The following is a 14,010-nucleotide window of genomic DNA, read 5'->3' as shown; positions in this document are numbered from 1 at the left end:
TTCCTAACAAATCAATTTTTATTTGCCGAACCACTTGCCAAAATTTCTAATAACGCTTGGCGATAAATCTTTAAACCTTCGGCATTGAGATGGTCGCCATCACTTGTTAAATTGTCTTTTAGAACATTATTTTCATATAAAGATTGTATGCCTGACGATTGAACTGGCACATTTTCCGTTGTCGCAACTTGATTGATCACAGTATTAATTTCCTCCACTTTCGATTGTGGAGCGGCGACAGTCGGATCTTTGCTAGCAGCAACTGTTGAGTAGAAAGCAGGAATGAGAAAAATTTCTTTAGTTCCCATTCCTCTTACTAACGAGATAGCCTCTTTCAATTTTTCGGTAAATACCTCGTTACTTAGCCCATACAAAGCATCATTTCCACCAATGGCAATAATGGTTTTTTGGCATTTTACATTGCCTGTAGCTAAACTTTTCAGTTGTTCAACTAATGAAATTGTACTCAATCCATTTAAGGCAAAATTAAAAGTTCCTTCACCAAGGGAATTCCCAAGTTGAGCAGAAACAGAATCTCCAAATAAGCAGCCTGAAAATTGCTTTCCTTTACTTGCCAGTCTTTGATATTGGGTTTGAATTTGCCATATAGGTGTAGAAGTTAGGTTATCCTTTTGTGGCGTATTTTGTGACCCATTAGATGAACTCGAATATAATTTTGATTGATTCAGTATTTCTAAAGCTTGCGGCAAATCCACTACTAGTTTTTCGCTAGGATAAGCTTTTAGAAAGCTGATGATTCCCAGACCTTCTCTTGATTTGGCTCCTAGGATAATGGCTGAACGTAGTGCTTGTATCCCAGCTTTGTCGCGACGCGTAACGCTTTTAGAAGCAGCAGATAAAAGCATTTTGCCAAGACTTGTGTCTAATAGCTTATCCACAGCCACAATATCAAGAGACATATTTACGTGAAGTGCCTGTTGCAATCTCTGTTGCTGTTTAGGATTTAGGTAACGCAGGAAAGAGTTGAGTTCGGAAGAAACCTGTTGAGTTTCAGCATACTTACGCAAATCTTCCACAGGAAGTGATTGCTCAAACAATCCATACCTGACAACAAATTTTTCAGCCGCAAAACTAGAAGATGAACTCAGAAGACTATCAACAGCTAAAAATGTTACACAACCTGATAGACCTAACAGAGTGCGGGAAAAATATTTAATAACAGAAGATAGTTGCAATGACATAGGTGATTTTTAATCTTGAGAAGTAGGTGATGACATTTGCGATGACATTTGCTCAGGGGGAGTAGCGACAACAGCTTGATTTTGAATCACAGCTTTTCGGAAACCTAGGACAATGAAAATATTAAAAAATGTCAAGAAAAATTCTGCGCTTCCGTGCAGCCAATCAACATTTGCTAGAGACTTACCATAATGGACTTGGGCATAAATTCCCGCTGGAATGGTAATGGCGACAAACACGAGAGTACCGTAGAAACCATACAGCGCCAAACGAGGCATTTGACTACTGCGGCTGATAAACCACAAGAAACCCAAGTAGGGAAACAATGAAAGGGCAAACAGGGCTTCTTTTGAAATCATCGCTCTAATTTTATAGTTTTTGTAGACACAGGATTGCTATCAGTTCTGATTGACTGATTGGAACGCCAAATTAACACCGCAGCTGCCCAAAGCGTAAAATTACCGACTAAGGTCATACTTGCTTGCAACGTTACCAGCCATTCTAGAGATTCGGAATTATCAAAATAGTGCCAAGTGCAAGCACACATGGCGCTGACTAGAGCAGGTAACATAGCAAAGGACAATGCCCACCAAGCACGGTTACCTGTCACTTCTCCGTATTTCCAGATTAACCAAATAGCGGCAATCCATTCTATAACGCTAGATATATGAATAATCCAAGTAGGAATCGAAAGAGCGTGCATAATATTCAAGATTCAAAATTCAAAATTCAAAATCAAAGTATGCGGGTGTTGTTGTCGGGGTATTACGGTAAGGGAAACGGTGGGGACGAAGCTTTATTAGCAACGCTTCTACAGATGCTACCACCATCAGTCACGCCTGTGGTTCTCTCTGGCAATCCCGAGGAAACTCGCGATCGCTACAACGTTGAAGCGCACGATCGCATGGCACCTTTCACCGTACTACAAGCTTTGCGCTCCTGCGGTGCTTTTATTTGGGGTGGTGGTAGTTTGATTCAAGATACAACCAGTGCCGTTAGCCCATTTTATTATGGGGGAATCATGGCATTAGCTCAAACAATGGGTTTGAAAACCGTTGCTTGGGCGCAGGGAATTGGTCCATTGAAGCGTCCTGTGACTCGTTGGTTAGCACGGCAAACTTTTGGTGGTTGTACAAAAGTGAGTGTCCGTGATCGCGCTTCTGCGGCTTTGCTTACTGATTGGCAAATTCCTTTTATACTGGCTCCAGATCCCGTCTGGGCGTTGGAAAGTAAACCCGTTCCTGGGCTTTGGGATTTACCTGCTCCCAGAGTTGCGGTCACTTTACGAACCCATCCCCAGTTAACCCAAACTCGCCTTGCTCATCTGACTCGCGCACTGGTTGATTTTCAAAAAGCCACACAAACTTTTATATTACTCTTACCTTTTCAAAAAAGTGAAGATTTAGGCATAGCCCAAGCAATTCAACCGCAACTCAAAGATGTCAGCCAAATTATGTGTTTAGAAGAACCGCAACTTTTGAAAGGAGTGTTTCGCGGTGTAGAAATGGCAATTGGGATGCGTTTGCATAGCTTAATTATGGCAGCAAGTGAAGGGTGCCGCTGCTTTGCTCTGAGTTACGATCCCAAAGTGAATCGATTGATGGAAGATGTAGATATGCCTGGCTGGGATTTGGCTAATTTGCCAGATGATCCCAATCTCATTGGTAAAACATGGATAGAACACTACGCCAATGGCGACCCATTGTCAACAGAAAAAATTCAGTTTTTGCTAGATAGAGCACTGATTCACCGCGAGGTGTTGAGCGAAGCATTGACTTTTAGCTAAATATACGGGCAACAGGGCAAGTGAAACCAGGTAAGAGTGGTGAATTCAATTCATCATTGCTTAGTAAAGTTCCCACTAACACCAGTGTAGCTTGCTGTCGTCGATAAACTTGAATTTGCTGCAACTGCCAATCAACAATCCAGTATTCTTGCACACCTTGAGTTGCGTAAAGCTTGAGCTTCACTTGTTTATCGCGTCGTTCATTGTTCTCGCCAGGAGAAAGTACTTCAACCACTAACTCTGGTGCAGCAGTAAGGTGTCCTCCATCATCTATCACTAATGCTAGTCGCTCATTGCTGATCCACACCACATCAGGAATGACGTTATCAGCATCCGTGAAGATAATACCAGCTGCTGTAACAGCTTTTCCCAAACCCGTCTGTCGAGACCATAGTTTTAACTCTGTACAAATGCTGTCTGCAGCTTCTTGATGTTCCCAGTGTGGTGCGTGTGTCACAAATAACTCTCCATCTACAATTTCGTAGCGCTTACCGTTATCTGGGAACAGTTCTAGATCGGCAGTTGTCCAGCGTACCTGCTTACTCGTAGTCTGGTTCATATGGGCATCTTTTGAAGTCTGTTTTTCTAATGTACCAAACAATACTAATGTACTAACAAAGCTGCCTCAGCTTTAACTGTCAACCGATTCTTTGCCAATCGGTCATAATTCATCCGCAACAGTTCTAGCAGCAGAGAAACATCCTCAACACCATGAATGTAAAAAGAAATCCAACCACTGTTGGGATAAATGTGATGCGCTGAAGCTTTATCTGATTCTACGAGTTCTTTGCGTATGCGAGCGGTAAAAGGAATGTCTGCTTGATAATCCCCATGCAAGTGACCAATTTCCCGATTGTTGATCTGAAACTCTATACCTCCAAAGCGATGGGGTGCTACTGTCACACCTTGCCAGGTTTGTACTTCCCCCACAATTGTGTCTTTTATATTACTCATAGTTATCAGTTCTCCTAAGGCATAACTTAAATCTTCTCAATATTTTTAATCTAAATGATTATAAGTTGCAATAAGACCTGAGGCGATCGCATAAAGCGCGATCGTCTCACGCACCCTCTGCTATAGTGAATGCTTACGCAGCAACTGCTTCCTGATAAGGGACAAACGTTTTCTTCGTAGCGCCACAAATTGGACACAGCCAATCTTCAGGAATTGCCTCAAACGCTGTTCCAGGAGCAATTCCAGAATCAGGATCGCCCTCCACAGGATCATAAATCATCGAACACTGGCGACAAATCCATTTCTGAGTTGCAGGATCGCCACTTGCTGCTTTCGCTGTTGGAGCGATACCATCAAGAGCTTGGAGTGCTTCTGCATATTGATTCGCGTGATGATGTTCGATTGGTGTCAGCAATCCAAAGTTGTGTGCTGCTTTGCGGAAAATTTGGGCGTGTTCGCGAGACTCTACTTGTTGTGCTTCAAACTCTACGACAGCCTTATCGTCCCGGTCTGTACGCGCCGCTGCGGTAAACTCTGGATACATGGTAGTGTACTCATAGGTTTCTCCCTCAATCGCTAACTCTAAACAACGAGATGCGATCGCCTTCTTTTGTTCATCAGTTAACGAAGCGACATCCTCCACCACCAACTCTGGATGCATTAACCGGAAGTGAGCAAAAGCGTGTTCTGTCTCCTGGTTTGCAGTTTCCCGGAACAGCTTTGACAATTCACTCAGCCCCAGCTGGCGAGTCACTTCCGCAAAGAACAGATACTTACGATTTGCCATCGATTCTCCAGCAAAGGCTTCAGACAGGTTCTTTGCGGTGTTCGAGTTTGATAAATCCATTATTTCTCCTCTCAATTATTCACTCATAGACTGCCTTTACAATAGCAGTCTGTTGAAAACGTACTCATAACGACTTCGTTTAAATATATTGTACTCATTATCAGTATGAAATGCCAGATTTTTCACAATATCTTTATGCACGCAGGTTTAAAAACCTATAGCGATTGCCACTTAAGTGAGGTACAGGAGGAAACAATTAACTGTAGACGAAGGCAAATAAATTTGTACTTCAGTAGACTAGGAAACGCTATGATTTCATTTTTTACCTAATTTCTACTTCACACCAGGCAAGATAAACATTTTTAGTATTAATTTTAGAAGCGATCGCATCGCTGACGAGATTGAAGCACGGCTGTTCTCGAACTTCAGCCCACAGGAGCAAGAATGTTTAAACGAGTACCTCCTGCGCTGCATCGACACTTTGGACACAAATAAGTTTGAGAGGAACAACAAGTGGAACGTAGGGGAGAGACTTTTGTTAACTACTCAATGGAGAAATTTCTAAAAAATCCTGTCTAACAAGTTGGTAAAGCGATCTGCAAAGTGCAGCAGCGCACTCGTGCAAAGCACACGCTCCGCCTAAGCATTGCAGAATCAGTACTCCACCTCGACTCTGTAAAGAGCGGGGTTTTGCTCGAACGGCAGCTGTTTGACTATTTCTTCTTGAAGCGCCAGCTTAGAGAATGCTGCCTTCCAAGCTTCCTGGCTTTCCCAATGCGCTACGTTGATAAATTGAAACCGTGCACCTGAATCTAGACTGCGGTGAAGTTTTGCGTCGATGAAGCCTGGCTCGTTTTTTATGAATTCCAGAGCCTCAGTCCACATATTGACGAAATCCTCTTCAGTGCCTTTAGGTATAGAAAATGTGTTGATCAGTACCACAGGTAATGTCATGTGTGCTCCTAACGAACTAAAGCTATGCCAGCCCACCAGTAACGTGGAGGACGTGTCCAGTGACATATCCGGCTTTGTCACTGACTAGAAAGGCGACGACATCTGCAACATCACTAGGTTCTGCCAGACGTTGCAGGGGAGATATCCGTTTTAACTCAGCTTGCTCCTGGGACGAAACCATGTTGCTGAAAGACTCGGTGGTTGTTGGACTAGGCATGACAGCATTGACTGTAATGCCGCGTCCACCCAATTCCCTTGCCAGTGCAAAGGTAAATTGCTCCACGGCTGCTTTGCTAGCTGCAGTCACCCCCAAGTTTGGCTGCGGTTGTACAGTGTATGGAGTCGAAAAAGTGACAATACGTCCGCCGTCTGCCATGTGTCTTGCTGCTTCCTGCAATGCGAAGAAGTTGCCTTTGGCATTGAATGCGAACGCATAATCGAATTCTTCCTCTGTGACTTCAGCAACAGGCTTAACGACCCTGGGCGCACTACCGCTGATGACAAGAATGTCTAGTTTGCCGAAGTGACTGATTGTCTGTTTGAACAAGCCTCGGATGTCATCAAGTTTGGTGAAGTCCGCACCAACAGCAAGCGCCTTTCCACCGTCGCTTTCAATTGCTGCGACTACCTCCTGTGCCTTGTCTGCGCTTTTGGCGTAGGTGATGACGATTGATGCACCCTCGCTTGCCAAACGCTCGGCGACACTTTTGCCTATTCCTATTGAAGCGCCAGTGACAATCGCGACTTTTCCACTTAGAGATGTCATAAGTAATACCTTTTACTTGAACAGAATGCTAAAGTTTCTACTTAGTCATGCCACTAAATGCTTACTAACTGCATCAAATAGAGATTACATGAGCTAGGGCTGGCTGTCTTGCCTAATATTGCTAAAAATATTCCAATGCCTGCAAAATCTTGTCGGGTTTTCTACACTAACGACAAGTTGCTAAATGTTCATCAAACATTGTAAATTTTATTTAGCTGGCTAAATATAACTCATGTATGTCTGAAAAACCCATACAAGAAACCATGTGCTGTTTGATGGTGCAAGTGTGTAAGGCACACCGCAATCAAGCTGCTACCGTTTTGGCTGAACTAGGATTGCATACTGGGCAAGAAATTTTGCTCATGCATCTGTGGGAACATGATGGCTTAATTCAATCTGAATTGGCTTCATTGATGCAAGTCGAAGCCCCAACTCTCACAAAGATGATACACAGGATGGAAAAAGCTGGATTTTTGGAGCGACGTAAAGATGGAGAAGATGCGCGAATTTGCCGGATTTACTTGACACAGGCGGGGCGATCGCTCCAAGAACCAGTCACCTGTGCTTGGAATCTTCTAGAAAAACGGATATTAGCTAACTTGACACAGGAAGAGCAATTTGTGTTTCGTCGGTTGCTTTTGCAGGTTCGCAATAACCTAACTTGAAGCTTGTTTTTTAACCATTTATTTAGCCAGCTAACAAATTGCGAAAAACGACAATCTACTCTATTCATCCAAAATCTAAAAATCCAAAATCGGAGAAGGCTGTATGGATTTGTTGACGTTGGATACCTTGCCAGTAGAGTTACGGAATGCAATTGTACACCGTGACTTAGCAGCAGGAGAAAACCTCTTTCAACAAGGAGACTTGGCATTATCTTTTTTTGTTGTAGAAACGGGACGAGTTAGACTTGTCCGCTACACCAGTGGCGACAAAGAGGTGACTTTACAGATTGCTGGTTCTGGGGAGGGTATAGCTGAAATTGCCTTGTTCTCAGAAACCTACCCGTGTACCGCAGTTGCAGAAGTGAATTCGCGGGTGATTATCTATCCCAAAGAACTTCTTTTGTCAGCAATCCGTAACAATTCAGACTTAGCAGAAGATTTCATGGCAATGCTAGTGCGGAAAATCGAGGATTTGAAAATACGCATAGAGTTGCGAGATATTCGCGCAGCGCACGAGCGACTGCTGCGATATTTACGCTATCAAGCACAGTCTGAAGAGCAAACCGTCGTTAACTTTGACCGCCCGCTCAAAGATATTGCTGTTGATTTGGGTCTTACGCCTGAAACCCTCTCCCGGGCATTGACGAGGCTAGAGCGCGATGGGATGATTACGCGAACACGTCTTTCGGTCACGCTTGTGAATTCACCTGCAGCTTGATTTAAATCAATGCAATTTTGCTACCAAATTGATTACCATATCAAATTGGTTTGAATATTGGCTAAAGTCTGGAAATCTAGAAAAATTTAAGTATGACTCACATAGCGCTTGCTCCTGTTGTATCTAGCTTACCCAAAGATGAGCAACTGCCAGCGATTAAACCAGGAAAAGCCTTTGCTCGTTGATTTCAAAGAGCAAGGAGCTTCTCTTGCAATCTTTCCTAACCCACCTCTGTTAACCAGTTTGCATACAGAATGGAGCGGTATTCATTTTGAACATCATCATCAGCCTAGTCACGATACCCCAGAGCATTGCCTGACAATGCATACTATCAGTATTGCCTTAGACGTCGGTTCCACAGAAAGATGGTTTGACGGACATAGAGAAAGCGAATACCAGACGAAAGGAACCACAGCGATTATTCCAGCTGGGACACTCCACCGTTGCTTGTGGCAAGAAGAGGTTCAATTCATGTTTGTGGCAATTGACCCCAAGCTTTTGATACAGTTAGGTGTGGAAGTCGCAGCACCTGAGGACATTGAACTGATTCCTCACTTTGCCACATTACAAGATCCACTGATTTTGGGTATATTATTATCGCTTAAAGACGAACTAGAGTCAAGCAATCAAGGAGATAATTTGTATGTTGAGCAGTTGAAAACGACGCTAGTTCTTCATTTGTTAAAAAAATATTGTGCTAAAAAACCTCAAATATCAACGTATGTTGATGGATTATCTAAGTCTCAATTAAGACAAATCATTGAGTATATTCACAGGCATATTGACTCGGAAATAAAATTGACTACGCTAGCAGAAATGGCGGGAATAAGCCAATACTACTTCTGCCAACTCTTCAAGCAATCATTGGGTATAAGTCCTTATCAATACGTCCTTCAGTTGCGGGTAGAACGAGCAAAGCAGTTGCTCAAGAGCCAAAAGATGACGATTTGTGATATTGCTTTGGCGTGCGGTTTTGCCAATCAAAGCCACTTTACCAAGCACTTTCGCAAGCTGACAGGGACGACACCCAAGGCATATTGGAAAAATTTATCAATGGTAAGCGCACAGTAAGTCTAGCGACTGGCACACACAGAGAGTTCAACCCGCAATAAATGCAAATGAGCATAAGGTAAAACAAGGAGAAAGTATTGACCTTTACTATCAGCATCGAGTTGACCCGAATGTGCCAATTGAAGAAACGATTGGAGCGATGGCAGAACTTGTACAGCAAGGCAAAGTGCGTTACCTCGGTATTTCCGAAGCAGCTCCTGCGACAATTCGTCGGGCAGCTGCAGTTCATCCGATCACGGCGTTGCAGACGGAGTATTCCCTTTGGAGTCGCGAACCAGAGGATGAAATTCTATCGACTTTGCGAGAGTTGGGCATTGGCTTTGTCGCCTACAGTCCTCTGGGACGGGGATTTCTCTCAGGAGCAATCAAGAGTCCAGATGACTTAGCACCAGACGATTATCGCAGAACTTCTCCCCGCTTTCAAGGCGAGAACTTTGACAAGAATCTGCAATTGGTAGAGCAAGTCAAAGCGATTGCCCAAAGGGCAGTGCGCAAGAGCGCAATCGCCGCTGAAAAAGGTGTTACACCAAGTCAACTAGCATTGGCATGGATTTTAGCTCAAGGCGACGACATTGTTCCTATCCCTGGCACAAAACGCCGCGCTTATTTGGAAGAAAATGTAGGAGCAACCGAAATCACGCTCACCCCAGAGGATTTGCGTCTCCTTGATGAGGTGGCACCTAAGGGAATTGCAGCGGGTGAGCGGTATCCAGAGGAACATATGAGTGTAGTCAATCATTGACATCCTCTCACCGCTAACCCCAACGCCACTACCGCCAATCCTTAACGGATGTGGCGGGAGTCTCCTGGGGGTGCTAGATGAAGCTGGTTAATGTTTCATTTATGACTGTTGTGATGTGTGTTGCATCGAGAGCGATCGCTAAGGAGCGTAAGTTACAGTCTGCTGACCCTGCTGATATTTTCTAATTCTTACTCATTACTAAAAAAAGCCCTCTTTAAAGAGGGCTAAAATGTAATATGCTATAGTGCTATATATTCATAATTTAACATTGTTATTACGTATTCTGTAGCCCCTTTAGATAGAGGTATTTCAAATTTTATTTAATTAATAAAAACTAAAATATACATTAAGAAATCCCCCCTATCGGCAATGGAGGAAAATAGCAGGGGGGATTGGCGTGATGTTGGTGTTTATCCTTTTTCTAGTATTAGTAAACGTTAGCGAATCTTTTACCACCATCTGACAGATATAATTGTTAACTTATTATGTACTCTCGGTTACAAAATATTCACAGACACAGAAAAATTTAATAATAATCAATTCCAACAGTAGAAGTTAGAGGAGAACAGAACTAGTTAGTTTGTAAAATGTGGAGTATTTGGGTTGCATTTTACTAATGGGTGAAACCTGCAAAACCATTTTGTTAGTCGAAGACGAGCCTGATGCACGATTTTTAATCGTCACTTCATTTGAATTCGCTGAATTACCAATCTCTTTTCAAGTCGTTGAAAATGGGCAAGAAGCTATAAACTACTTGTCGGGTAAGGAACCTTACGGTAACACAGAGCGTTATCCAGTACCAGTGATGATATTGACAAATATCAGGTTGCCCGCTGTGTCTGGTTTTGAGTTACTTGAATGGGTTAAGCGGCATCCCAAATTGAAACATTTACCAGTTTTGGTAATGAGTGTCTCTGACGATCCAGATGATTTGATTCAAGCCGCTAGTTTAGGGGCTTGCTCCTACTTTGTTAAAACGTCATCTTACGATGATTTGATAGACATTGTGGTAAAACAAATATTGTGACAGCAATGTTCCGTTAGCTTCATATTGCCAATATTTATTAAGTCAAAGTAACGCTAACTATTCTTAAGCACTGCACTTTTTTCTGTTTTTCCCGACGGTAAGAAAAGAAAGTGAGGTGTAGGGTGGATTGTAAGTGATGATTTTGGTGTGATTCCAAGTGCGCCACTTAGTCGCAGACTGGGTTCAGCGATGAACAAACCGTACTTGACACAGGGTTTAGGGGCAATTCTTGAAGCAATATTTTCAAGTAGTGTTTTATTAATAGCTTGTTTTTATCATTATAATAAAGACAAACATTTGCTTTTATCAATAGAAGTTTCTAAAGTAAAAGCAACCAGCTAGTAAGGGCTGTACGCTGATGAAACTTTCAAACAAACTTGAATATGCAATTTTAGCCCTCCTAGAACTGGCTAAGCGTTATCATAGCGACGAATCTTTACACATTCGAGGAATAGCAGCCCTACAAAGTATACCAACACGTTACTTAGAGCAGATCCTAGCAACATTGAGGAATGGGGGTTTGATTAAAAGCGTTCGCGGCTCAAAAGGTGGTTATGTCTTAGCACGAGACCCCAAAAAGATTACGGTTTTGGATGTCTTGAACTGTATTGAAGGTGTAGATGCTGTGTCTACTCCCGATTCCACTCCTCAAACAGTAGACAATGAGGTGATTGAGGAAGTTTGGGAACAAGCAAATCAAGCAGCTTACTCTGTGTTGCAAAAATGTACGCTTCAAGACCTTTGTGAGCGACAAGCAACTAGGCAACAAATGGAAAATATGTACTATATTTAAATTTAATTGAAAAACTTTTACCAACTAAGTATAATTGACGCTAACAATACCTGACGAGCGCACTTTTTTCTGTTTTTCCCGGCGGTAAGAAAAGAAATACTCTGGTATTTGATAAGTACAATAAGGGGCGATCGCTCCCTCAAAAACGATGTTTTCTATGAAATTTATGACTTTTTTTAAGTAGTATTACTTATTGACAAAGGTGCTAATATCTTGTGAAAAGAATGGCACCAGAAGGTTTCGTTCATCCGCTGCATTGCAGTGTTACCTCGTTCACGACAATGCACTTATATAGATTCAATGATCCTAAGAATCTCTTCATCAGTAGCGAAACCATTATTATCAATAATCGCATCCCATTTATGGTTAATGCTTGCTGCTATCTTATTGTATTCTTCTACTTTCTCATCTGATACTGGTATGTGATCTGAATTGTCTCTATTTCTCACTCTTCTCAAACACTCTTCTAAATCAGTAGACACCTTTATCAGTTTTACTTCGTATTTATTTCGTAATGATGAATGCAGCCGATTGAACCCTTCTCCTGCCCCTAAACTTTCAATCATCACCTTACTATGCTGCTGAAACTCCTTATTGATTTCCTGTTCCACTCTTTGCCAACCATCTTCATCAGGCGATAATTTCAGCCATATCGGCTCTACTCTTAAAAACTTTATGTTTGTATTTTTATTTACTTGACTTCCAATATATGTTTTTCCTGCTCCTTTTGGACCAATTAATATGTAGAGTATTTTCCTCATCTTCTTATTACCTCTAACGACTTCTTGCGCTCACTCCATTCACAATGCCTCGATCAACTTGTTGGCTTGTTGGTAGGAAACAAAATTCATAGCGCAAGAATCAAACGAAGGTCATTTTCAACAAGCAAGCCTCAGGTAGCGCCTCAACCTGGAGCCGAAGCCGCCTAACATTCCGAGTCAGCGGCTGCGAGCAACCTTTGCAACTATGCCAGGGACTGAAGGAATTCCCTTAAACTGGGGTTGTTCTACCGCAAAAATACATAGAGTGATGCGTTTTTTTGTAAAAAATACTTATTACTTAGAATGCTCCAGTCTCCAACATACCTCTTATTACGTTGAAAAAGCGTTTTCCAAAAATAGCTGACAGGACTCCACAAATCAAGGATACTGATACAAAAAAATTGATAGTTGCATTATTCCACGTCCAATCGTCTAATGCACCGGAAGAGAACAGATGAAGCAAAACTGGAATTAAACCAAGTACAGCCCCAATCACGAAACGACGTATTATGCCAATTAGAACCTGTTTTTGAGAATTCTTATCTTCAGGTGTCATGCTGGAAAATTCTCCTTGATCGCGCATGGAAAGCTAACGATTGAGTTGAGCCGCCGCAGATAACCTCAATACGGTCAGTTCCAATGACTTGTTAGCTGTTTGCTATCAGTAATTTATCTCCATTGGTTGCATTGCACTTACTCTGTAACATTATTCACTTGTCTCGCAAGCTGGAGTATAAGACGCATAAAGTTTCCTGTGAGGTAAATCATGAACTCCACTTCATCTAAGGAAAACGCTTCATTATGCTTAACAGCATCATTCTGATAGTCCTGATATGTGCTTAATAGTTTTTCATATAAATTGACCACCTGACTATGTAAGCTGAAGTTTGATAAGTACAATAAGGAGCGATGCCAACGCTTAAACCAGCACTCCGGTGCAGCGCACTGTTGGGCTGCTGACGCATTTACGGAAACAAACCTAAACGAATCCATAATTGTCGTGCTGCTAATTGAGAAGGGCTGTTTATCTCCAAATACTCTACAGTCACTTTTCCAATTGAAGTGATACCCGTAACTGTACCAGACTCCACACTGGCTTGGAAATGCTCATCCCATCGGTCTTGTCTTGGATGAAAGAAACGAGCTTCAGTATTTGAATTAGGTTCGATACCACTGATGCGAGTTCCTTTACGGAGATTACATGAGCGACATGCAAGAGCTAAATTGGACTCATCATCTGCACCTTGTCTAGAGAGCGGAATAATGTGTTCGACCTCAAAGGGAAAGTTGAATACGAGTTCAGGTGCATGACAGTACTCACAACGATGATTAGCTCGTTCTGCAACCGCAGCGTAATAAGGGTTCATTGGCTCAATTGCTGCATCAATGCGGCTGTCCGGGCTGTTGCAGCTCTTAGTTCAGTATCAACGAGATTATCTAGCTCTGCTTGTTGCTCTGGCGGCAATGCTTGTCCTTGATCTCGTGCTGTCCGCCATAGACTCATCAACTCCGATAACCGTTTTTGTTGCTCGGCACTGAAGAACAAATCGGGACGAAAGCTTTGAATAACGAGCAGCGCACTGAACTCAGTTTCACCTAACTGAGCCGTCAACGCATCTAGCGCTTGCCCCGCAGTTTTGCCAACCGATTGCTTGTCACCTGCAATAGCGCGATAAGACTTTTCACCGTTTGGATTAGAGATTGGCAAAATAGCTACTGTAGTCATTCTTCCAATTGGGATTCGCTTGCCTCAAATTATAGCCCTAAGCAATATTGCTCTGTGAAC

At 42.5% G+C, this 14,010-nt stretch carries 19 protein-coding genes and 2 pseudogenes; 8 read left to right on the top strand and 13 right to left on the bottom strand.

Translation table 11 applies throughout. The features are described 5' to 3' along the window. Positions 1-11 precede the first annotated feature (11 nt). Genes V5G28_RS21100 through V5G28_RS21090 form a run of 3 tightly spaced genes read right to left on the bottom strand, consistent with a single transcriptional unit; the run spans position 12 to position 1,903 of the window. Positions 12-1,202 carry an alpha/beta hydrolase gene (locus V5G28_RS21100; protein ID WP_332988112.1) on the bottom strand — a complete coding sequence of 397 codons (1,191 nt, stop codon included), beginning with the start codon at positions 1,200-1,202 and terminating at the stop codon, positions 12-14. Between the two features lie 9 nt (positions 1,203-1,211). Next, on the bottom strand, positions 1,212-1,559 hold the full coding sequence (locus V5G28_RS21095) for a DUF3593 domain-containing protein (RefSeq protein ID WP_332988111.1): 348 nt from the start codon (positions 1,557-1,559) through the stop codon (positions 1,212-1,214). Beyond that, positions 1,556-1,903 (bottom strand): DUF2499 domain-containing protein, encoded by a 348-nt coding sequence (locus V5G28_RS21090; protein WP_332988110.1) that lies wholly within the window; start codon positions 1,901-1,903, stop codon positions 1,556-1,558. Before V5G28_RS21090 ends, V5G28_RS21095 begins: the two co-directional genes overlap by 4 nt. A gap of 39 nt (positions 1,904-1,942) precedes the next feature. On the opposite strand from V5G28_RS21090, the gene csaB reads away from it, so the two are divergent. After that, positions 1,943-2,986 (top strand): polysaccharide pyruvyl transferase CsaB, encoded by a 1,044-nt coding sequence (gene csaB, locus V5G28_RS21085; RefSeq protein WP_332988146.1) that lies wholly within the window; start codon positions 1,943-1,945, stop codon positions 2,984-2,986. Here csaB and V5G28_RS21080 read toward each other — a convergent pair. The 5 genes from V5G28_RS21080 to V5G28_RS21060 form a co-directional block, all read right to left on the bottom strand. Beyond that, a complete protein-coding gene (locus V5G28_RS21080; RefSeq protein WP_332988109.1) occupies positions 2,979-3,545 on the bottom strand; it encodes a Uma2 family endonuclease in 567 nt (188 codons plus the stop codon). The two genes, csaB and V5G28_RS21080, sit on opposite strands and share 8 nt — an antisense overlap. A 44-nt stretch (positions 3,546-3,589) precedes the next feature. After that, positions 3,590-3,940, bottom strand: a complete 351-nt coding sequence (locus V5G28_RS21075; protein WP_332988108.1) for a luciferase domain-containing protein — start codon at positions 3,938-3,940, stop codon at positions 3,590-3,592. Between the two features lie 133 nt (positions 3,941-4,073). Then, complete coding sequence (locus V5G28_RS21070) at positions 4,074-4,787, bottom strand: rubrerythrin family protein (protein WP_096567572.1); 714 nt, start codon at positions 4,785-4,787, stop codon at positions 4,074-4,076. A 594-nt stretch (positions 4,788-5,381) separates the two neighbouring features. Next, positions 5,382-5,681: an antibiotic biosynthesis monooxygenase family protein gene (locus tag V5G28_RS21065; RefSeq protein WP_332988107.1), complete on the bottom strand. Its 300-nt coding sequence runs from the start codon at positions 5,679-5,681 to the stop codon at positions 5,382-5,384. 22 nt (positions 5,682-5,703) lie between these two features. Continuing rightward, positions 5,704-6,447: an SDR family oxidoreductase gene (locus V5G28_RS21060; RefSeq protein WP_332988106.1), complete on the bottom strand. Its 744-nt coding sequence runs from the start codon at positions 6,445-6,447 to the stop codon at positions 5,704-5,706. Positions 6,448-6,683: 236 nt separating this feature from the next. Here V5G28_RS21060 and V5G28_RS21055 point away from each other — a divergent pair, with 236 nt between their 5' ends. The 7 genes and pseudogenes from V5G28_RS21055 to V5G28_RS21025 all read left to right on the top strand — a co-directional run bounded on the left by V5G28_RS21055 (position 6,684) and on the right by V5G28_RS21025 (position 11,463). Further along, positions 6,684-7,112 (top strand): MarR family winged helix-turn-helix transcriptional regulator, encoded by a 429-nt coding sequence (locus V5G28_RS21055; RefSeq protein WP_332988105.1) that lies wholly within the window; start codon positions 6,684-6,686, stop codon positions 7,110-7,112. 103 nt (positions 7,113-7,215) lie between these two features. Continuing rightward, positions 7,216-7,830, top strand: coding sequence for a Crp/Fnr family transcriptional regulator (locus V5G28_RS21050; protein ID WP_332988104.1), 615 nt, complete (start codon positions 7,216-7,218; stop codon positions 7,828-7,830). A gap of 174 nt (positions 7,831-8,004) precedes the next feature. Beyond that, positions 8,005-8,901, top strand: a complete 897-nt coding sequence (locus V5G28_RS21045; protein WP_332988103.1) for an AraC family transcriptional regulator — start codon at positions 8,005-8,007, stop codon at positions 8,899-8,901. Positions 8,902-8,911: 10 nt separating this feature from the next. Continuing rightward, positions 8,912-9,643 (top strand): annotated as a pseudogene (locus V5G28_RS21040) (aldo/keto reductase); the annotation flags it as partial. Between the two features lie 616 nt (positions 9,644-10,259). After that, on the top strand, positions 10,260-10,670 hold the full coding sequence (locus tag V5G28_RS21035) for a response regulator (protein ID WP_332988102.1): 411 nt from the start codon (positions 10,260-10,262) through the stop codon (positions 10,668-10,670). Between the two features lie 189 nt (positions 10,671-10,859). After that, a complete protein-coding gene (locus tag V5G28_RS21030) occupies positions 10,860-11,012 on the top strand; it encodes a hypothetical protein (protein ID WP_332988101.1) in 153 nt (50 codons plus the stop codon). A 16-nt stretch (positions 11,013-11,028) separates the two neighbouring features. Continuing rightward, the gene (locus V5G28_RS21025; protein ID WP_332988100.1) at positions 11,029-11,463 is read left to right on the top strand and encodes an RrF2 family transcriptional regulator; all 435 of its coding nucleotides are present in this window, start codon (positions 11,029-11,031) and stop codon (positions 11,461-11,463) included. Between the two features lie 24 nt (positions 11,464-11,487). Here V5G28_RS21025 and V5G28_RS21020 read toward each other — a convergent pair. From V5G28_RS21020 to V5G28_RS21000, 5 genes and pseudogenes are all read right to left on the bottom strand, one after another. Further along, a pseudogene (locus V5G28_RS21020) lies at positions 11,488-11,598 on the bottom strand (peptidoglycan editing factor PgeF); the annotation flags it as partial. 152 nt (positions 11,599-11,750) lie between these two features. Beyond that, positions 11,751-12,224 carry a hypothetical protein gene (locus tag V5G28_RS21015; RefSeq protein WP_332988099.1) on the bottom strand — a complete coding sequence of 158 codons (474 nt, stop codon included), beginning with the start codon at positions 12,222-12,224 and terminating at the stop codon, positions 11,751-11,753. 298 nt (positions 12,225-12,522) lie between these two features. After that, complete coding sequence (locus V5G28_RS21010) at positions 12,523-12,780, bottom strand: hypothetical protein (protein WP_332988098.1); 258 nt, start codon at positions 12,778-12,780, stop codon at positions 12,523-12,525. A 409-nt stretch (positions 12,781-13,189) separates the two neighbouring features. Beyond that, positions 13,190-13,591, bottom strand: coding sequence for an HNH endonuclease (locus tag V5G28_RS21005; protein WP_332988097.1), 402 nt, complete (start codon positions 13,589-13,591; stop codon positions 13,190-13,192). Continuing rightward, a complete protein-coding gene (locus V5G28_RS21000) occupies positions 13,588-13,950 on the bottom strand; it encodes a hypothetical protein (protein WP_332988096.1) in 363 nt (120 codons plus the stop codon). Before V5G28_RS21000 ends, V5G28_RS21005 begins: the two co-directional genes overlap by 4 nt. Positions 13,951-14,010 lie beyond the last annotated feature (60 nt).

Source organism: Scytonema sp. PRP1 (assembly GCF_036697665.2).
In the GTDB taxonomy this organism is placed as follows: Bacteria; Cyanobacteriota; Cyanobacteriia; order Cyanobacteriales; family Nostocaceae; genus Kalymmatonema; species Kalymmatonema gypsitolerans.
The sequence above is the reverse complement of the archived record's forward strand: the minus strand, read 5'-3'. Positions and strand labels throughout refer to the sequence as shown.